16 protein-coding genes are annotated in these 17247 nt (G+C 46.5%); 6 read left to right on the plus strand and 10 right to left on the minus strand.

From position 1 onward, the window contains the following. Positions 1-11: 11 nt before the first annotated feature. The 4 genes from chvE to NLBNIHML_RS10010 all read right to left on the minus strand — a co-directional run bounded on the left by chvE (position 12) and on the right by NLBNIHML_RS10010 (position 5692). Entirely contained in the window at positions 12-1097 is a 1086-nt protein-coding gene (gene chvE / locus NLBNIHML_RS09995) for a multiple monosaccharide ABC transporter substrate-binding protein (RefSeq protein ID WP_494354302.1), read from the minus strand. 317 nt (positions 1098-1414) lie between these two features. Beyond that, positions 1415-2737, minus strand: a complete 1323-nt coding sequence (locus tag NLBNIHML_RS10000) for a response regulator (protein WP_494354303.1) — start codon at positions 2735-2737, stop codon at positions 1415-1417. Then, positions 2722-4590 (minus strand): cache domain-containing sensor histidine kinase, encoded by a 1869-nt coding sequence (locus tag NLBNIHML_RS10005; RefSeq protein ID WP_494354692.1) that lies wholly within the window; start codon positions 4588-4590, stop codon positions 2722-2724. The genes NLBNIHML_RS10000 and NLBNIHML_RS10005 overlap by 16 nt, the downstream gene beginning before the upstream one ends. A 91-nt stretch (positions 4591-4681) precedes the next feature. After that, positions 4682-5692, minus strand: coding sequence for a substrate-binding domain-containing protein (locus NLBNIHML_RS10010; protein WP_494354693.1), 1011 nt, complete (start codon positions 5690-5692; stop codon positions 4682-4684). Positions 5693-5893: 201 nt separating this feature from the next. Between NLBNIHML_RS10010 and NLBNIHML_RS10015 the strand changes: the two genes are divergently transcribed. Together NLBNIHML_RS10015 and NLBNIHML_RS10020 are read left to right on the plus strand one after the other, a co-directional pair. Next, positions 5894-6475, plus strand: a complete 582-nt coding sequence (locus tag NLBNIHML_RS10015) for a LysE family translocator (protein WP_339256885.1) — start codon at positions 5894-5896, stop codon at positions 6473-6475. 19 nt (positions 6476-6494) lie between these two features. Beyond that, the gene (locus NLBNIHML_RS10020) at positions 6495-7280 is read left to right on the plus strand and encodes an AraC family transcriptional regulator (RefSeq protein WP_342570832.1); all 786 of its coding nucleotides are present in this window, start codon (positions 6495-6497) and stop codon (positions 7278-7280) included. A 188-nt stretch (positions 7281-7468) separates the two neighbouring features. Here the strand turns inward: NLBNIHML_RS10020 and NLBNIHML_RS10025 are convergent, their stop codons facing one another. Beyond that, positions 7469-8044, minus strand: a complete 576-nt coding sequence (locus tag NLBNIHML_RS10025) for a hypothetical protein (RefSeq protein WP_339236807.1) — start codon at positions 8042-8044, stop codon at positions 7469-7471. 172 nt (positions 8045-8216) lie between these two features. On the opposite strand from NLBNIHML_RS10025, the gene NLBNIHML_RS10030 reads away from it, so the two are divergent. Next, a complete protein-coding gene (locus NLBNIHML_RS10030; protein WP_339243178.1) occupies positions 8217-8882 on the plus strand; it encodes a phosphatase PAP2 family protein in 666 nt (221 codons plus the stop codon). 170 nt (positions 8883-9052) lie between these two features. On the opposite strand, the gene NLBNIHML_RS10035 is transcribed toward NLBNIHML_RS10030, so the two are convergent. Continuing rightward, entirely contained in the window at positions 9053-10486 is a 1434-nt protein-coding gene (locus tag NLBNIHML_RS10035) for a glycoside hydrolase family 1 protein (RefSeq protein WP_494354304.1), read from the minus strand. A 272-nt stretch (positions 10487-10758) separates the two neighbouring features. Between NLBNIHML_RS10035 and NLBNIHML_RS10040 the strand changes: the two genes are divergently transcribed. Both NLBNIHML_RS10040 and NLBNIHML_RS10045 read left to right on the plus strand, forming a co-directional pair. Beyond that, on the plus strand, positions 10759-11700 hold the full coding sequence (locus tag NLBNIHML_RS10040) for a helix-turn-helix transcriptional regulator (RefSeq protein WP_494354305.1): 942 nt from the start codon (positions 10759-10761) through the stop codon (positions 11698-11700). Positions 11701-11772: 72 nt separating this feature from the next. Beyond that, positions 11773-12588 carry a class I SAM-dependent methyltransferase gene (locus NLBNIHML_RS10045; protein ID WP_494354306.1) on the plus strand — a complete coding sequence of 272 codons (816 nt, stop codon included), beginning with the start codon at positions 11773-11775 and terminating at the stop codon, positions 12586-12588. Positions 12589-12693: 105 nt separating this feature from the next. Here NLBNIHML_RS10045 and NLBNIHML_RS10050 read toward each other — a convergent pair whose 3' ends face one another. The 3 genes from NLBNIHML_RS10050 to NLBNIHML_RS10060 all read right to left on the minus strand — a co-directional run bounded on the left by NLBNIHML_RS10050 (position 12694) and on the right by NLBNIHML_RS10060 (position 15019). Beyond that, positions 12694-13488: a hypothetical protein gene (locus tag NLBNIHML_RS10050; RefSeq protein ID WP_494354694.1), complete on the minus strand. Its 795-nt coding sequence runs from the start codon at positions 13486-13488 to the stop codon at positions 12694-12696. Between the two features lie 122 nt (positions 13489-13610). Beyond that, positions 13611-14027 carry a hypothetical protein gene (locus NLBNIHML_RS10055; protein WP_339256893.1) on the minus strand — a complete coding sequence of 139 codons (417 nt, stop codon included), beginning with the start codon at positions 14025-14027 and terminating at the stop codon, positions 13611-13613. A 290-nt stretch (positions 14028-14317) separates the two neighbouring features. Continuing rightward, the gene (locus NLBNIHML_RS10060) at positions 14318-15019 is read right to left on the minus strand and encodes a CPBP family intramembrane glutamic endopeptidase (RefSeq protein ID WP_339236824.1); all 702 of its coding nucleotides are present in this window, start codon (positions 15017-15019) and stop codon (positions 14318-14320) included. A gap of 87 nt (positions 15020-15106) precedes the next feature. Here NLBNIHML_RS10060 and NLBNIHML_RS10065 point away from each other — a divergent pair, with 87 nt between their 5' ends. Next, entirely contained in the window at positions 15107-15847 is a 741-nt protein-coding gene (locus NLBNIHML_RS10065; RefSeq protein WP_494354307.1) for a MerR family transcriptional regulator, read from the plus strand. 109 nt (positions 15848-15956) lie between these two features. Here the strand turns inward: NLBNIHML_RS10065 and NLBNIHML_RS10070 are convergent, their stop codons facing one another. Next, positions 15957-17237: an XRE family transcriptional regulator gene (locus tag NLBNIHML_RS10070; protein WP_342570838.1), complete on the minus strand. Its 1281-nt coding sequence runs from the start codon at positions 17235-17237 to the stop codon at positions 15957-15959. Positions 17238-17247 lie beyond the last annotated feature (10 nt).

Raw genomic sequence — 17247 nt, forward strand, 5'->3', positions numbered from 1 at the left:
CCTTTCATTTATTATTTCAGTCCGATTTCTTCCTTCGTGTAATACTGGGTACCCACGATATCCTGTTCCACATTGGTACGATCCACGGAGACAGGATCCAGGAGATATGCAGGAATAACCTTAATTCCGTTGTTATATGATGTTTCATCATTAACTTCCGCCTGTTTCCCTTGCAAGATACTATTGGCCATCTCTACCGTCTTCTCGGCTAGCTTGCGCGTATCCTTGAACACGGTCTGCGTCTGTTCCCCGACCACAATCGACTTGATTGAGGCAAGTTCGGCATCCTGTCCTGTAATAACGGGCAGCGGCTTGTTCGAAGTACCGTAACCGATCCCTTTCAAAGATGAGATGATACCAATACTGATTCCATCATAAGGAGATAACACGGCATCCAGATGATCACCTGAGTAATAAGCACTCAGCAAGTTATCCATCCGAGACTGGGCCAGTGCACCATCCCAGCGCAAGGTCGCAATCTGAGACATCGTCATCTGCTTACTGCGTACGACCAGTTTGCCGGAATCAATGTACGGCTTAAGCACAGACATCGCACCGTCGAAGAAGAAATAGGCATTATTGTCATCTGGAGAGCCGCCAAACAATTCAATGTTATACGGTCCTTTTCCATCCTTGAGTCCAAGCTTTTGTTCGATGTAGGAGGCCTGAAGCACACCCACCTTAAAATTGTCGAACGTGGCATAATAGGTCAAATAAGGCGTATTGCGAATGAGCCGATCATACGAGATCACTTGGATTCCTTCGTCATGGGCCTTCTTGATGACATCCGTTAGTGTGTTGCCATCCACAGATGCGATGACCATCACATCCACACCTTTGGTGATCATGTTCTCAATCTGTGAAATCTGATTCTCGACCACATCCTCAGCATACTGGAGATCGGTTTTGTACCCCTGCTCCTGGAAGAGACGGACCATATTCTCCCCATCTCCCACCCATCGCTCTGATGATTTGGTTGGCATCGAAATACCGACATATCCCTTTTCCTTGCTGCCTGCACCACTCTCTGCCAGATTGCAGGCCGAGAGCATCAGAGTCATCACCAGAAGCCAGATGAGCACTGCTCCTTTTTTCATATGAAATTCCCCTTTCCTCACGTCATACGGTTCTAAATGAGTTATAAGATAACGCTTACAATACATGTAGTGCATCCTGTTCCTTGCTGTCCCTGTCTGAGATCAATGGTAGCATTGCACGAGCCTCAAGGTCTTTGCACGTTTTGAACCTTTTTTATAAAAATTTAACTTTTGATGGAAACTCCCGTTGTGAGCCTGGTCCATCAAAAATCAGATTAAGATCAAAAAAAAAGGACATGCTCCGCTTCGCTTCACACGAAGTAGAACACATCCATCTCATGTACCACATGGCTGAATGAACAACTGTACAACCATAATCAATTCGCCGAAGGACGATAAGCCGTTCCTCCGTTCTTTCGATACTGTACTGGCGAAATGCCCATTGTTTTTTTGAACGCGGTGCTGAAATAATGCTGGGTGTCGTAACCTACACGTTCGGCTATGGTGTGCATCGGCAATGTTGTGGAGTCCAACAACTGTATGGCCTTGCGAATGCGAGCGTGCGTGACAAGCGTCACGAAAGAATCATTCAGCTCTTTCTTCAGCACACGGCTAAGATATACGGCAGATACTTGCAGGCGGGAAGCAAGCGATTCCAACGTTAGTTCCCGCTCGGCATACTCTTCTTGAATAAGTTGTTTTGCCCGGCGAACCAGAGGGGACAACTGCACTTCTTCGTATACCTGTTCACGGCAATGACGGTACGTATCCGGCGTTTGTTCCAGTGTCCCTGCATGTATCTCCAGATGAGCATGAATGGCAATATTCAGGCATGAACTGATCTGCTGTTCCAGAAGGGACTCTATTTCTTCGGGAGCTTCTTGCCACAGACATATGCCAATCAATCCGCTTACGTCCCGAAACAGAACATGTGGCAGATCTGCCAACAGTTCACTGATTATATTTTCCACTGCAAACAGAAACAACTGACGATCATTCTCTCTCAGTATCGTCTGACGAGCTTCGGCGGCAGGCCATCGCACAATCCCGATCTGCACAGGTGGAACCGCGGGTAGACGCAAAAACTCAAGCTGTTCCATCAGATCTTTCCCTGCAGCCTGCCCTTCCAGCCACTCCAGCATAAATCGCTGGCGAAGCAGAGGGATATTGCGTTCAATCTGATGGGCTGCCTGTTGTACATAAGCCGTCCTCTGGTGCTCTTCCGTAAGTCGCTGATGTATTCGCTCAAGCGCAGCATGTAATTGTTCTGATTGTACAGGTTTTAAGATGTAATCCTCTACGCCAAGCCGAACCGCCTCCTGCGCATATGCAAATTCATCATGCCCCGAAATGATTAGGTAACGACAGTCCGGGCACTTCTGCTGTAGAGCACGTATGAGTTCGATTCCGTTCAGGAATGGCATATTCATATCGACCAGAACAATATCCACGCCCAAGTCAGCAGCCCGTTCCAGTGCTTCCTCACCGTCTTCCGCTTCACCCACAACCTCCATCCCGAGTATCTCCCAGTCAATTGCATCCCGGATTCCCTCACGAATGATTGGCTCATCATCAGCGATGAGCACGCGATACTTCTTCGTGACGTGGCTATCCGGTGTAAGCTCCATTACCGTGTTTGATGCGGTTGTCCCATCTACCCCAGTGGAAGTTGTCGCGTTCGATTTTATGAATTTTCCCATTCACTCTCCTGCCTCTCTTTGTTATTGATTTGCTGGATGGGTGGCAGCTCTCGCATCAACGGATGAATGATGGTCACGCGAGTTCCTTGACCCTCCTCGCTCTCCAGCAGAATACCGTAATCATCGCCAAAGGACAGACGGAGACGGGCTTGCACGTTCAACATCCCATAACTTTTGCCTGTGATCCCAGGCGAAGACGCTTCCAGACTTGCCAAAGGAGCTTCGAGCAGATGCAGCATTTCGGCAAGCCGTTCGTTGGACATCCCTGCTCCATCATCCTGAACGGTCAGCAGCAGTCTGCCATGTTCCAATCTGGCCTCCACCCGAATGTGTCCGGGCCCACGCCTGCCCTTGATTCCATGATAGATTGCATTTTCTATCAAGGGTTGAAGCAGCAGCTTTAACACGAAAAGGTCCCGCAATTCCTCTGGAATATTTAATGTATACTGAAGCCGGTCGCGGTATCGTGTCTGCTGAATTTGCAGATAACTGGTCATATGCTCAAGCTCAGAGTGCAGCGGAATGTAATCTTGTCCTTTACTAAGCCCGATCCGAAATAATCGAGATAAAGCGCCAACCATGCCGGATACATCGTCTGCACCCTCTTTGCGTGCCATCCAATGAATTGTATCCAGGGTATTGTACAAAAAGTGAGGTTTGATATGCTCCTGCAAGCTTCGCATTTCAGCATCGCGCTTCTGCCGTTCTCGCAATTCATTCAGCGATATCAGTTCTTGAATCTGTGCCAGCATTCGGTTATAACTGTTGCCAAGCATTCCAATCTCATCCGCCCTATCGCTCCACCGGCCTGGTCTGAGATTACCCGTCTCCGCCCTGCGCATATAGGACATGAGTCGGAAAATCGGTTGGGCAATGGAACGCGAGAACCATAAAGAGGCGCTAAGTCCGAATAAACACACCACAAATACAAAGCTAACCACATAAAACTGGATTTGGCGTACTTCGGATATCGAGTCTCTTGTGGGAAATACCCCTACCGTTCTCCAACCCGTAAAGGTGGACGACTGATACATGAATAATAACGCTCCACCCTTGGTTTCGGCGGTAAACGTGCCACTCTCCCCGGAGGGAAACCACTCTGCGGGGATGTGTTCGATTAACGGATGCTCCGGCTTGTATACACTTTGACCTTCGGCATCCGTCACCATCACATAACCAGATTTACCCAAGGTCACATTGCGGGCAGCCTGAGAGACGGACCTTAGTTTAAGATCAATCATAATAACGCCTCGCACACGCCCTGACGCTTCATCCGTGATGGAACGTGCAACCGATACAATCTCATCATCCTTATACCGTACATGTGTCGTGAGATTACGCTCTTTGGGCTGACCCAACACCATGAATATGCCCGGATTGGCCGCGGCTTCTCGGTACCAATTTTCCTGGATCAAGCTCTGCTCTGCTCGGGGATACATCTCGTTGCTAATATAGTCACCACTTCCATTGACGAGAACAATCCCGGCGATTTCAGGATACAACGTTGTGAACCCCTGCAAGGTTTGCTTGATGCCGTATAACTGATTTTGCTCCGTTTCGGCAATTGCGCCTTTATTCATCCGTTCACCGCTTGCATCATCATTCAACGGCATGTTGTCGTTCATAAACGCATCAATATCCGGGTCAAATGCAATCAGATACGTCATATTTTGCAGATTCTCCATCTTGCTGTTCAGGGCTTCATTCACTTTACCAATCAGTTGCATCGTATGCCCTTCAACCTGTCGCTCAACAACCCGCTCCACTGTCCAATTGACAAGCAGGCCGAGTCCTACAGAGGGCACAATGGCGAATAGCAAAAAAAGCAGCATTAGCTGGTAGCGAAGGGGCATATTACGCAAGCGCAAACGCCGAATCCCGTTCCTGAAAGTTGAGAGAATCGCTCTTCTGCCCCAAAACCTCTCACTCTTCAAATGCTCCTTGTTATTTGGCATAGTAATCATCCACATTTGAACGTGTCACGACAGAGATCCCCGTGTCCACCATCACGGGAAGCGGTGCATTTTCACCGGATGCCGATGGAGCAGGAACCGTCAACTGGTGATGCAGATGGAACAAATATTGGAGTGACCAATACCCCATATTCCAGGTTCCCTGTGCAATTGTAGCCGAGATCGTCCCGTTCTTGATCATATCCAATGTAGCCTTATTCGTATCAAATGAAATAATCTGCATAGGATGTCTGCTGCCCCCGGCAGTTTGAACCGCTTCTCCCGCTCCTGCTCCTCCGGTGGCTTCAGTCACAAAAATACCCGCCAGTTCCGGACGTTCCTTCATCATTCTCAGTGTTTCGTCTCTGGACACCATCGCATCACCGTGCCCATCTGCAACTTCAACGACCTGCATGGAAGGATATCTCTCCTCGATCGTATCGCGGAAGCCTTTCGTTCGTTCTTCATGATTCTGTTGTCCAGGCAAGGTTAATACCGCAACCTTTCCTTCACGCCCCAGCAGTTCAGCCATTTTATCAGCGGCCATTACACCGGACTTGTAGTTATCTGTCCCCAGAAATGAATAGGCCTGGCTATCGGGTGCATCCGCATCAAATAATACAACAGGGATATCTGCATCGACTGCCTTGTTAATCGCTGGAACTAGCGATTGGGGATCGATCGCAGATATGGCAATGCCCGCGGGTTTACGAGCGATGGCCTGCTCGATCACCATCGTCTGCTCCTTCGCATCATACCGGGTAGCTCCGCGATATTCTACGGTCACCCCAAGCGCATCCGCGGCATCCTCGAATCCTTTAAGCGGGCTCTTCCAATACTCCAGCCCGGACTGGAATGTAATCATGATATACGTCTCTCCGATATCACCGCGCAGCCCCCGGTCCTCCCATGAACTGTTAACCTGACTGGTATATTCGAATCTCAACACATACAGCGCAAATGCCGAGATTAGCAAAATATAGACTAGCAGCATTTTCTTCATTACGTTCACTTCCTCAAGTGGTCTAATCATCCTATGCTCCGTTTAAATTGTAAACGCAATCATAAAAAAAGAAAACTACTCCTTATCTTTCATACGGAAGACCCTGTTGCTACCCGTGTACCTTGCAATAATGTACTATATGGTTTTTCCCTCTGGACGTATGATCATGGAACTAGACTACAACCAGAGGAGCGCTTCGTCATGAGTATTGCATCTTTTTTAATCTATTGCATCGTCGTCACCTTTACCCCCGGGCCTAGCAATATCGTCATTCTATCGTCCACCCAGAAGGTAGGCGCGCGACAAACGATGAACTATGTGTGGGGAGCTACGCTGGCATTTGGCCTGCTGCTTACCGCATCAGCTTTCCTTAATCACCTTCTTGCCGATGTTTTGCCTGGAATTCTGAAGGTGATGCAGATTGTCGGCGGCATCTATATGGTATATCTTGCGTATCAGATCTACAAGATGGGTACCACTGAGGATGCACCAACCCAAGTTACCGGATTTGGGAACGGTTTTATTATGCAATTTGTCAATCCCAAGGTGGTCTTGTTTACGTTCACGGTCCTTCCAAGCTATGTATTGCCCTTTTACCACAGCTCATTTTCATCGTTCCTGTTCGTATTGCTCATTACCTTCATAGGTTTTCTGGCCTACTCCAGTTGGGTTGTTTTTGGCACGGTTTTCAGAACGTTGCTGAATCGCCACCAAAAATTACTGAGTATTCTCATGGCACTTTTTTTGTTATACTCAGCCATTATAGTATCCGGATTGATCTAAAGCTTGGGAGGTGTGCTGCATGGAACGGTTCAACTATAAAAAGTCACAAGACGTGCTGGCACTATCTGCCAGCTTTACTGATTTTGCATACAAAAAACATTGCCACGAAGAGTACGCGGTTGGCGTAACCCTGCGCGGCATTCAACAATACAACCTGGACGGACAATATCAGGCATCTCACCAAAATGGTGTCATGTTGTTCAATCGTGAGCAGTCCCATGATGGTAGCTCCTATGATAGAGAAGGCATTGATTACGTGATGCTGTATCTGAAGCCGGATTTGGTAGAGGAGATTATAGGCAAAAAGGAATTGCGTTTTGGAAGTCCCATCGTCTATGATCCCGAGCTTGCACGGAAGATCCTGATGCTGAACGATGCCGTTCAGCACAGACAGGACGAAGCCGAGTGCAGCGAACGGGTCTTCGATCTGGTTCACCTTCTGGCTCAGAAGGAGATGCATCCCAAGCTCTGGGTGCCTCAGGACAGCCTGGTTCGAAAAGCTAAGGAAATGATGTTTTGCAGCACCGAAGATGTGCTCAAGCTGGACAACCTGAGCGCCGAATTTGGCATGTCCAAGTTTCAATTTATCCGTGAATTCAAGTCACAAGCAGGTATTTCTCCCTACCAGTTTTTCTTAAACTGCAAGGTGGAGCGTGCCCGTCAGTCCATCGAAATGCAGAAGGACGTCTACGCTGCTGTTGCTGATTGTGGATTCGTGGATCTGACCCATCTGAACCGGCATTTCAAACGGGTATTTGGCGTCACAGCTTATGAATACATGTTGCAGTTAAACTATAAAAATTGAACTACAGAATATTTACACTGGCCACTCCGATGACAGAGTAACCTTCTGATCACTGTTATCCCCAGATTTTTTGATCCCTTATTATAAAGGTAAAATCCAGGGATAGCGTACGCTTTCGATGCAGCTTTCTTTCAGAAAACTTTTAGGCGAACGCTTCGCTTCTTCAGGTTCTTTCCGTCCTTGGGCAATCAGATTCTTTTCTTTCGTCTCCAAAACCACAAAACTGCCAATGCTGCTAATAAAATGACTGTACCGTATAAGATAAGATAGACAGGTCCACTTTGCCAGCCATCACTGGTTTCTCCAAAATCTTCTTTACTTACAACCTTGCCTGCGCCCAGCAATTTCAAGTCATCTCCGGCTTGTTCCACAAGAACGTTGCGACTGCACAGATTCGTATGCAGCTTTTGATCCAGTTCAGATTGATACGCATAGATCAGGTAGGACTGATTCTTTTCGAATTGAATACCACATGATTCAGACCCACCGTCACTCGCGATGATTTTCATCTTTTTGGCGTTAACCCCCTTCCATGCCGTATCTACATCAAAGGTATACTCTCTTAACATGCCATCATTCTTCGATTGCTGCGATGGTCCTTTCTTTACCACTTCTCCTGTAAATACCGTTGTGTTTGTCTTCAATCTCTCTTGGACACCACTCTCCACACAACTGCAAGCATACACTTTTTCTCCGGAAAATAGAGCTAACCCCGACGTAACCAACAGTAAGACCAACATGCACATCACCAACCGTTGTTTCATTCCGACCGCTCCCCTCCTACATTCTCTGCTTGAACAAACGTTGTAAAGGTTACATATTTTTATTGCTGCTATAATTATTGTAAAATTATAGCACAATACAAATATCGTTATGTCCAACATACGCAAGGAGCCCACATACGAAATTAACGTTCACGGAGGATCTCAACATTTGATGCACAACTGGAAAAAGAACTTCTCATTCCCGCTGCTCGTTGCAGCGTTATGCATGATCGCCTTTATAAGCATCGCCCTATCCATCAGCGATAACCAGATTCATCGATTTGATGATACGCTGATCGGCTGGATTCAGGGGTTGGAATCCCCTGGCATGACACAATTCATGCAGTTTTTCACCTGGATCGGCAGTGAAATGCCTGTAGTTTTCATTACAATCATTGCCATGATTGTGTTATACGTTTGGCTGCGACACAAACGCGAACTACTCTTCCTCGCTTGTGTACTCGCCGGTTCAACCCTGTTAAATGCATTGCTCAAGCTGGTATTCCAACGTGCCAGACCTACCATTAATCGAATTATTGAAGTGAGCGGCTACAGCTTCCCCAGTGGACATTCCATGGCTGCATTTAGCCTGTATGGTGGACTGGCCTTTCTCATCTGGAAACATGTACCCACCGTCACCGGACGTGTACTGATGATCATGGCCAGTGCCGTCTTTATACTGACCATTGGCATAAGTCGTATCTACTTGGGTGTGCACTATCCAAGTGATATCGTCGGTGGATATTTCTTGAGTGGTTGCTGGCTCTCCGCTTGCATATGGTTTTACCAGCGGCATCTGGAGCGTATGTCCCAACTGCACAGCAGAAGACTGGCATAGTCTCTACGAGCGCATGCATATGGAAATACCCGGCTTTCCTTAACTGAAGGATAGCCGGGTATTTTTATATTCTTATATTTGATCCTGAATCCATCCTGAACGAATTCAGAAACCACAAGAACCCGCCTGTCCTATTTCAAGGAACAAGCGGGTATTGATTTTATACCAAATTACAAATCTTCACCATTGGATTCGATAACTTTTTTGTACCAGTAGAAGCTCTTCTTCGGTGTTCTGCTCAAGTCACCGTTACCATCGTTATCCTTGTTGACATGAATGAAGCCATAACGCTTCTTCATCTCTCCAGTGGACGCACTAACCAGGTCAATACATCCCCACATGGTGTAGGCAATCAGATCCACGCCATCCGCTACCGCTTCTTTCATCTGTTCAATGTGACCTTTCAGATAATCAATACGATAGTCATCCTGAATGGAACCATCTTCCTCTACCACATCGACAGCACCCAATCCGTTCTCAACGACCATCAGTGGAATCTGGTAACGGTCATACAGATGATTCAGCGTATAACGCAATCCTTTTGGATCGATCTGCCATCCCCAGTCGGAAGCTTCGAGATATGGATTTTTGATACCCCCTAGCAGATTGCCTTCAGCTCTCTCCAGGGACTCATCCGCACTTTCTACCAGAGACATGTAATAACTGAAGGAGTAGAAGTCTACGCAACCTTCACGCAGTATCTGCTCGTCTCCTGGTTGCATTTCGATTTTAATGCCCTCTTCGGCGAAGAAACGTTTGGCGAATCCAGGATATGCACCACGAACCTGAACATCACCACAGATCATGTTGGACAGTTGGTCTTTCTTCTGTGCAAGCAGCATGTCGTCCGGGTTACATGTATTTGGATAGGTAGTCATGAACGCAACCATACAACCGATCTGGAAGTCTGGGTTGATCTCATGTCCCAGCTTCACCGCTTTGGCACTCGCAACGAATTGATGATGTAATGCCTGGAATCGAGTCTGTGGATCATCCACTCCGTCGACCAACGTCTCTTTGCCTTCAAACAGAAGACCTCCAGCCATATAAGCACCCAACGGCATCGTCAGACAGTTGATCTCGTTAAATGTCAGCCAGTATTTCACTTGATCTTTGTAGCGGTTGAAGAGAGTTGTACAATAACGAATATAACAATCGATGACTTCACGGGAAGCCCAGCCGTTATACTTCTGTGTCAGACCAAATGGCGTTTCGTAATGGGAGATCGTTACGAGCGGCTCAATATTGTATTTTTTCAACTCGGCAAAGACATTATCGTAGAACTGCAATCCCTCTTCGTTCGGCTCCAGTTCGTCACCGTTCGGATAGATCCGGGACCAGTTGATGGACATGCGGAACATTTTGAAGCCCATCTCTGCCATCATGGCAATATCTTCTTTGTAATGTCCGTAAAAATCAACCGCTTCATGGCTCGGATAATACGTGCCCTCTTCCAATACAGGTGTAATCCGGCGTGGAATCGTGTGGGTTCCCCCTGTCATCATGTCAGATGTGCTTGGCCCTTTGCCACCCTGGTTCCATCCACCCTCGAATTGATTGGCAGCCGTTGCGCCACCCCAGTAAAATCCTTCTTTCATTATCATGACCAGTTCCTCCTTCATATTTAACTCATTTCGATATAAAATGCTTGATATTATGCGAGTAGCCGTTCCGGTCACGAATCGTTCTTCTGATCGCTGTTATCCTCGGATGATGAAGGCGAACACTTCGTTTCGTCAGAATCGATATCGTCCCCTTCACTACTTCGCAATAAATGAAGAACAAGTTATAAGACTGAGTCAAAATGTCTTCGTAAGACTATGTAACCAGTGTACCACCCATACCCTGACACCTATTGTCATGGTATAATCAGAGCATGGAAAATAACCGATTATTTCGAATGTTGCTTTTGTTATTGGAGAAAAAGAAAGCCACTGCACCCGAACTCGCCCGTATGTTCGAGATTTCGGTACGTACGGTGTACCGTGATATCGACCGGCTAAGCGCTGCGGGCATCCCCGTCTATACGACGACCGGCAAGCATGGCGGCATTCATCTCATGGACAACTATGTCATGGACAAGTCGCTGCTGTCGGAAGAAGACCAGAACGAAATTTTGATGGGACTATACAGTATCAGTGCAATCCCACACCTGAATAGTGCTCATATGCTGCAACGGCTGACCGCCCTGTTTGATCACAAGCTGGATTGGATCGAGTTCAATTTCTCACCATGGGGCAGCATTCCCCTGCAAGAGAGAGAACTTTTCAATCAAGTGAAACAAGCCATATTAACCAATCAACTGATTACGTTCCACTATGTTAATTCGGATGGAGAGAAGAGTGTTCCAACAGTGGAACCTCAGAAGCTTATATTCAAGAACAGTACATGGTACTTCAGAGGATATATTCATGATGATCCTGAACGGCAAGAATTCGAGACATTCAAAATGAAACGGATCACCCATTTGACCTTTCTAACGAGAAAACTCGATCATCCTGTTGATGTGGGGTTAGCCCACCCTGAATCAGAGGCAGCTCCTGTCCTGACTCCTCTAACGCTCTCGTTCTCCAGTAATATTGCCTACCGGGTGTATGATTTTTTCGAACCGTCCCTCATTAAAAAAGAGCCTGATGGCAGGCTCCGTGTGTCTCTCGAATTAAATGTAGGGGAATGGCTCTACTCCTTCCTGCTATCGTTCGGTTCGGAGCTAACCGTAATCGAGCCTGTTCATGTTGGACAGGAATTGCTCAGACGTCATATCCAAGCCGTTGAACATTTACAGCATGTCATGAACAACCTTCCCAACAATGAATGATATAATATAGGCCTATACGACTTTGAACACAGCTGACTCTCCGTCAACCATCTGACCGAAGGAGGTTTATCCATGCAAGACATTAGACGCAACAATGTGGAACGTTTCAAAGGTTTTGGTACGTTATACGATCAGAACCGACCAGCTGCTCCCACTGAAGTGGTGGATATTCTAACGACATATCTTGGAAGCACACCGCGCATGGTCGCAGATGTTGGCTGTGGCACCGGCTTATCTTCGTGGATCTGGCTGAATCAGGCAGAACGCATCATCGGCTTCGAACCTAGCGATGACATGAGGTCTGTAGCAGAATCCAAGTGGGAATCTGCCGGGAAGCCGGATAACCTGCGGTTTGTGTCCGGCTTGTCTCACGACCTCGGACTACCAGATGGCAGTGTGGATGTGCTGACCTGTTCCCAATCATTTCACTGGATGGAGCCGCAACCTACACTACGCGAGTTTGCACGTGTACTTCGTACAGGCGGCATATTTGCTGCATATGATTGTGACTGGCCACCAATGCTGGACTGGCAGTTGGAACAAGCCTATCTGAAGCTGAATAAGGAAGCAGATCAACGGGCAGCCAGTCTGGCTCCCCAGAATAGCCAGGCACACAAATGGAGCAAGGATGGACATTTACAGCAAATTCAGGAGTCGGGTCTGTTTCGCTATGTCCGGGAAATCGTGTTTCATCACCACGAGACCTTTGATGCAGACCGATACGTGAACCTGGCCTTGAGCCAAGGCGGCTTGCAAACGGCATTGAAGTTCGGAGCGAATGATCTATTAACTGCTGCCGACGAGTTCAGAGCGCTTGCTAATCATGTATTTGACGGACAATCCAGAAGAGTCCTTTTTTCGTATCGCATGCGCCTTGGTATTGTCTGAAAGCAGCACGTTGCTTGCATCACTCCTACTCCTACATACCAAATGTAATAAGGAGGTCGTACACGTCATAACCATGACCTGTACGACCTCCTTTTGTCTATATCCTCAGGATGAGAATAAGTCACTTAATTGTCGCTCCTGTACATTCAATGCCAACACCAATTTTGTCGGGTCTTGTCTTGAATAAATGACGTTAATGATATGGCCTTGCTGTACCTGCGGCAGCGCAGTAGATAAAATTTCTTTTTGTGTTGTCACATTGAACGTTTCACCATTCGTCTTGGTTATGCTGAGTTTGAGTTGAAGCTTGATCTTATTACTGCCTACACTGCCAAGTGGAGTGACATCGAGAATCTTGGCCATCGCTTTTTCGCCTGTTCGTGCAATATCCATCATCTCAGGGGATACCCCTTGTTGTACCATCTTTTCATCCAACAATTGCTGCATATCCTCCTGTGATAACTGTCCTTTCATATCAAGCCCTACCTTGCGTTCATCCTTCACAGAGACCACTAACGGAATGAAGCTGCCCGGCTGAAACTGAGCCATGGATGTCAGGGGAATAACGGTTTTCATTTCCGTATCGTATTTCTCGCGCCCCTTACGCGACACCGTCAGACCCAATCGAACCTCCGGCTGTTCATTAATATACGTGCCAGTCTGTTGTATGCTCTTAATGACACCCACTGCCGGTAAACCTGTCTTGACTCGACCTACACCAAAAATATTGCTCAAAATCGTAGGAACAAAGATCAACCCGAACCCGGCAAAGATCGCCGGTTTATACCACCAGGCTTGCATGATGATAAACGGATCATCCCACATCTTCTGTGCCAGAAATGGGGAGAACCCCACTCCAAACACAGTTAATACGCCAATCATTCTCAGAAAACCTACCATATGGCCCACCCTCTCTTCATCCTTCTCTTCATATCTCTATCCAAACCTCTAACGTTATGTCTTTAATCAGTTGTTATACGTATTTAATAAATGGAGTATCACTGTCCTACAAGCAAAACCTTCTAGATGGAAACTAGCCCCATATAGATCAGTTCAGTCGGATTCGCTGGATTCTGACCCAATCCCACCCGATCTCCAACTCGTGGAATCTGCATTTTGGACACCAGTGTCTCTAGTGTTCGCTGATACTGGTTACCGTTTGTCTCCGTCACATCCAAGACAAGCACAACAATCGGATCAAAATTGATCAGTTTGCCCGTATCGGTGATTGTCACCACCGTTGCTGTTGCCGTTAATGGAAGCGAACCACTCGCAGCCAATTGTGCCTGTTTTGCCGAATCCAGACTTTGGTTGATTGCCTCCCGATGTTCCTTGGATACGAAACCTTTCATCATCATGCCAGTGAGCCCTTTATTCATCATTTTATCTGCTTTCGCAATCGCATCTTCCTGTTTGTTCTTTCTACCGAACCAGCCCATAGTAAGCACCTCATTTGTTATATTTTATTTATAATTAAATTATAAACACCGCGGCTTGTCTTTGAATACCCTTCTGGCGGCATACAAAAAAAACGAAAAATCCGGTAATCGAATTACCGGATAATCATCTCTTTGGTAAGGCATTATGCCAATTCCGCAAAAAAGCAACTGCTAATGCAATCTTCATTTTACGTATGGCAGATATTATTTGTGGTTAAAGCGGTGGCATTGCACCAAATCATATTCAATATACTCATTTTAGAATGTGTGTCCATACTATAATCATCAATCTAACTCATTGCGGTTAACACTACGGCAATCGTATTAAACGCACCGTGAACAATCATGCCAGGCACGACCGATCCTGTCCGTTCATACGTCCATGCAAACACAACGCCACTAATAAAATTCACGGGCATGGCATTAATCGTTGGAAAGTGAGCAAGAGTAAAGATTAGAGCACTAATCACAATCGCCCATTTCATCCTGATACGAGTCCGTAGCCAGCGATATATGAACCCGCGGTAAAAGATCTCCTCATAGAGAGGTGACACGAATCCAGCCGAAACGATACCGATAACGATAGTAAAAAGAGTGACATTTTGCTGCAGACTCTCTGTTTTGCTGTTGTCTACCGTATTTCCAAGAAAACTGGTGAGATATACTGCCATCACACTTAAAATGATGAGAAGCAGGAGCCACAGTACAATTCTCCACCAATCCCTTACGGAGAATCCCTTCACGCCCACCTCTCTCCACGACAGCTTCTTCGGTCGCAAAGCAACCAAATACAGTCCCGTCAAAAGTGTAATTGCGATGGTAAGCCCTGTGAGTGTCCCAGAATAAAGGGTATTATCCAACCACTCCTCATATCCGGACTGTATCGGGTATTTAATCACGAAAATCACAAATACAAATTCCAGCGTTAGCAATACTAGTAACTCACGCCATGTCCACTGATCCGTCTTTTTCCACATTACCGCTCTAGTCATTCTCGATCCCTCAATCCTCTATTATATATTATAATGATATTAGGTGACGTAACGTCACCTGCAAGCACTTTTTGGGAGGAAAAAAACATGCAGAGATGGACAACAGGACAAGTATCCAAACAGAGAGATATTTCCGTGAGAACACTACGTTATTATGATCAGATCGGTCTACTACAACCGAGTCATAAGGAAGACAACGGTCGCCGTTATTATTCAGAGGAAGATTTATTTGCGCTTGAAAAAATCACGTTGCTCAAATCACTATCATTATCGCTTGAAGACATACAAACTGTAATGAACAAACTATCTTATCGTCATATTCTGATCGCACATCATAATCATCTTCAGGAGCAATTAACTTCAATTCAGGGCAGTATTGAAAATACTACATCTTTGATCAATATGATTGATCTGGAAGGTATACTTTCCTGGGATCGGGTTTCACATCTGGTCCAAAACGTACAGCCCGTTGCTAAACAGTGGATGGATTACTTCAATGCTGAGGAAGTTGCCTTTCTACAGAAAGCATTACCGAAACTTAATAATAATGATAAGATTACTCAGCAATATGTCTCCTTGATACGCCGGATTGAGCGGTGCATACAACAATCTGTTCCTCCCCAATCGGATGAAGGCTATAACATTGCCTGTGAATTAATGAAGTTATCTCACGATACTTTTAATGGTGATGAGACATTGATCGAAAAGTTTTGGGAAGTGAGGAAGCTTCCTGCTACAGAGTCAGGACTATATCCCGTATCTGACGAAGTTTTGAACTTTGTGGAGCTTAGTACGGCTTATGCTCTTGAAATGGAATCAAAATTATAGTGGAATGAGAAAGAAAGCCGACTTGTCAGCCGGCTGTATCCAGGAAATATCCTTATATGGGACCCGTAGTGATCCATCTTTTCCAAACGGATGATATCATGCTACCGCTCTATTTTTTGCGTAACAAATATACCAGCTTCCGATAATACATCGCCGCTTCCTTGTATTTGCGCTGATCCTCAGACACCACGGCCAATCCTTCGTATAATGGTTCAAGGCGCACGACATGCTGCGCGGATTCAAAATAAGGCAGACAGGCAAGCGCACGCTCCATGAAAACTTCGCGATCTCCATGCGCAAGAGCCAGCTGGCTCTGGTAGAAGGTTCCGCTCATCTGATGGTCCTGGGTTGTTGCACATTTCAAGAGTTGATCTACACTTTGTGCAAGTACGCCCCAGTTCTTCCGCGCCAGAGCCACTTCGCATTGATATATACAGACGAGCGGCCGCATCGCGAGCTGTGTTTCTTCCGTTTCCTGCTGCAATAGTGACTCAAATCGTTCAATCTCCGCCTGTGCCTGATCCAATTCACCTGTCATCGTTAACATAACAATCCGATTGTTGGCAATTGCGGTCACCAGATCGCCTTGGTTCCCCGCATATACGAGGTTCGCCTCCGCCATGGTTAATGCCGAGAGTGCCTCCTGAACCAGTCCCATTGCGAAACAATAACCACTATATGCCACATATAACCCGGACAATCGATGGAACAGCCGCTGATCATATACATGACGCATCGTAAGCTCGAATACCTGTTTCGCCTCTTCATACTGTTTAACCTGGATGTAGGCTTCCATCTTGATATTTTGCACAGACAGCCAGAATTCACTGCCAGGAAGCGCCAGCTCACTGAGCCTGGTTGCATGAGTTAGTACATCTACAAAGGCCATTTTGGAGCGATAATATTGTATTTTATAGAATAAAAGTGCCTTGACTAACGGGCGCGGCAGATCAATATCGTCTGGGCGACCATACTTCTCCAGGTAAAAATTAAGATAGGACGTATGTATATATTCATGTGCCGTTGCATCATTTAACTGTTGATAATATACCGCCTTCATCAAAGCCGTTGTCAGCTCAACAGTCAGTGTGTCATCCCGATCTGACAGCGCATGCACCGTCTCTTCGGATATCGACGACGCTGGAACAGACATTTGTTCGAAGATGACCTCTGCCCGTTCGAGTGTTTCCTCGTCCTGAGCCGCAGCCTTTAGAATATAGGAAGGGGATACCCCCAGACGTCCAGCGATAGCTTCTGCCAAATCCTCAGGGAGCGGATAACGATCCGCCAGAATATTGGCAAAGTGGGCCTGCGTGACCAGACCTTCCACAAGGTCTTTACGGGAGATTTGTTTTCTTTTGCTTAGCAGTTCAATGCGTTCCTTCAGCATGGCATTCCTG

The organism is Paenibacillus sp. JNU01 (genome assembly GCF_059130585.1).

What these genes read in the sequence shown, in the direction of transcription:
- chvE (WP_494354302.1), bottom strand. Translation starts at nt 1,097, where the DNA reads ATGAAAAAAGGAGCAGTGCTCATCTGGCTTCTGGTGATGACTCTGATG.
- NLBNIHML_RS10000 (WP_494354303.1), bottom strand. Translation starts at nt 2,737, where the DNA reads ATGGGAAAATTCATAAAATCGAACGCGACAACTTCCACTGGGGTAGAT.
- NLBNIHML_RS10005 (WP_494354692.1), bottom strand. Translation starts at nt 4,590, where the DNA reads ATGCCCCTTCGCTACCAGCTAATGCTGCTTTTTTTGCTATTCGCCATT.
- NLBNIHML_RS10010 (WP_494354693.1), bottom strand. Translation starts at nt 5,692, where the DNA reads ATGAAGAAAATGCTGCTAGTCTATATTTTGCTAATCTCGGCATTTGCG.
- NLBNIHML_RS10015 (WP_339256885.1), top strand. Translation starts at nt 5,894, where the DNA reads ATGAGTATTGCATCTTTTTTAATCTATTGCATCGTCGTCACCTTTACC.
- NLBNIHML_RS10020 (WP_342570832.1), top strand. Translation starts at nt 6,495, where the DNA reads ATGGAACGGTTCAACTATAAAAAGTCACAAGACGTGCTGGCACTATCT.
- NLBNIHML_RS10025 (WP_339236807.1), bottom strand. Translation starts at nt 8,044, where the DNA reads ATGAAACAACGGTTGGTGATGTGCATGTTGGTCTTACTGTTGGTTACG.
- NLBNIHML_RS10030 (WP_339243178.1), top strand. Translation starts at nt 8,217, where the DNA reads ATGCACAACTGGAAAAAGAACTTCTCATTCCCGCTGCTCGTTGCAGCG.
- NLBNIHML_RS10035 (WP_494354304.1), bottom strand. Translation starts at nt 10,486, where the DNA reads ATGATAATGAAAGAAGGATTTTACTGGGGTGGCGCAACGGCTGCCAAT.
- NLBNIHML_RS10040 (WP_494354305.1), top strand. Translation starts at nt 10,759, where the DNA reads ATGGAAAATAACCGATTATTTCGAATGTTGCTTTTGTTATTGGAGAAA.
- NLBNIHML_RS10045 (WP_494354306.1), top strand. Translation starts at nt 11,773, where the DNA reads ATGCAAGACATTAGACGCAACAATGTGGAACGTTTCAAAGGTTTTGGT.
- NLBNIHML_RS10050 (WP_494354694.1), bottom strand. Translation starts at nt 13,488, where the DNA reads ATGGTAGGTTTTCTGAGAATGATTGGCGTATTAACTGTGTTTGGAGTG.
- NLBNIHML_RS10055 (WP_339256893.1), bottom strand. Translation starts at nt 14,027, where the DNA reads ATGGGCTGGTTCGGTAGAAAGAACAAACAGGAAGATGCGATTGCGAAA.
- NLBNIHML_RS10060 (WP_339236824.1), bottom strand. Translation starts at nt 15,019, where the DNA reads ATGACTAGAGCGGTAATGTGGAAAAAGACGGATCAGTGGACATGGCGT.
- NLBNIHML_RS10065 (WP_494354307.1), top strand. Translation starts at nt 15,107, where the DNA reads ATGCAGAGATGGACAACAGGACAAGTATCCAAACAGAGAGATATTTCC.
- NLBNIHML_RS10070 (WP_342570838.1), bottom strand. Translation starts at nt 17,237, where the DNA reads ATGCTGAAGGAACGCATTGAACTGCTAAGCAAAAGAAAACAAATCTCC.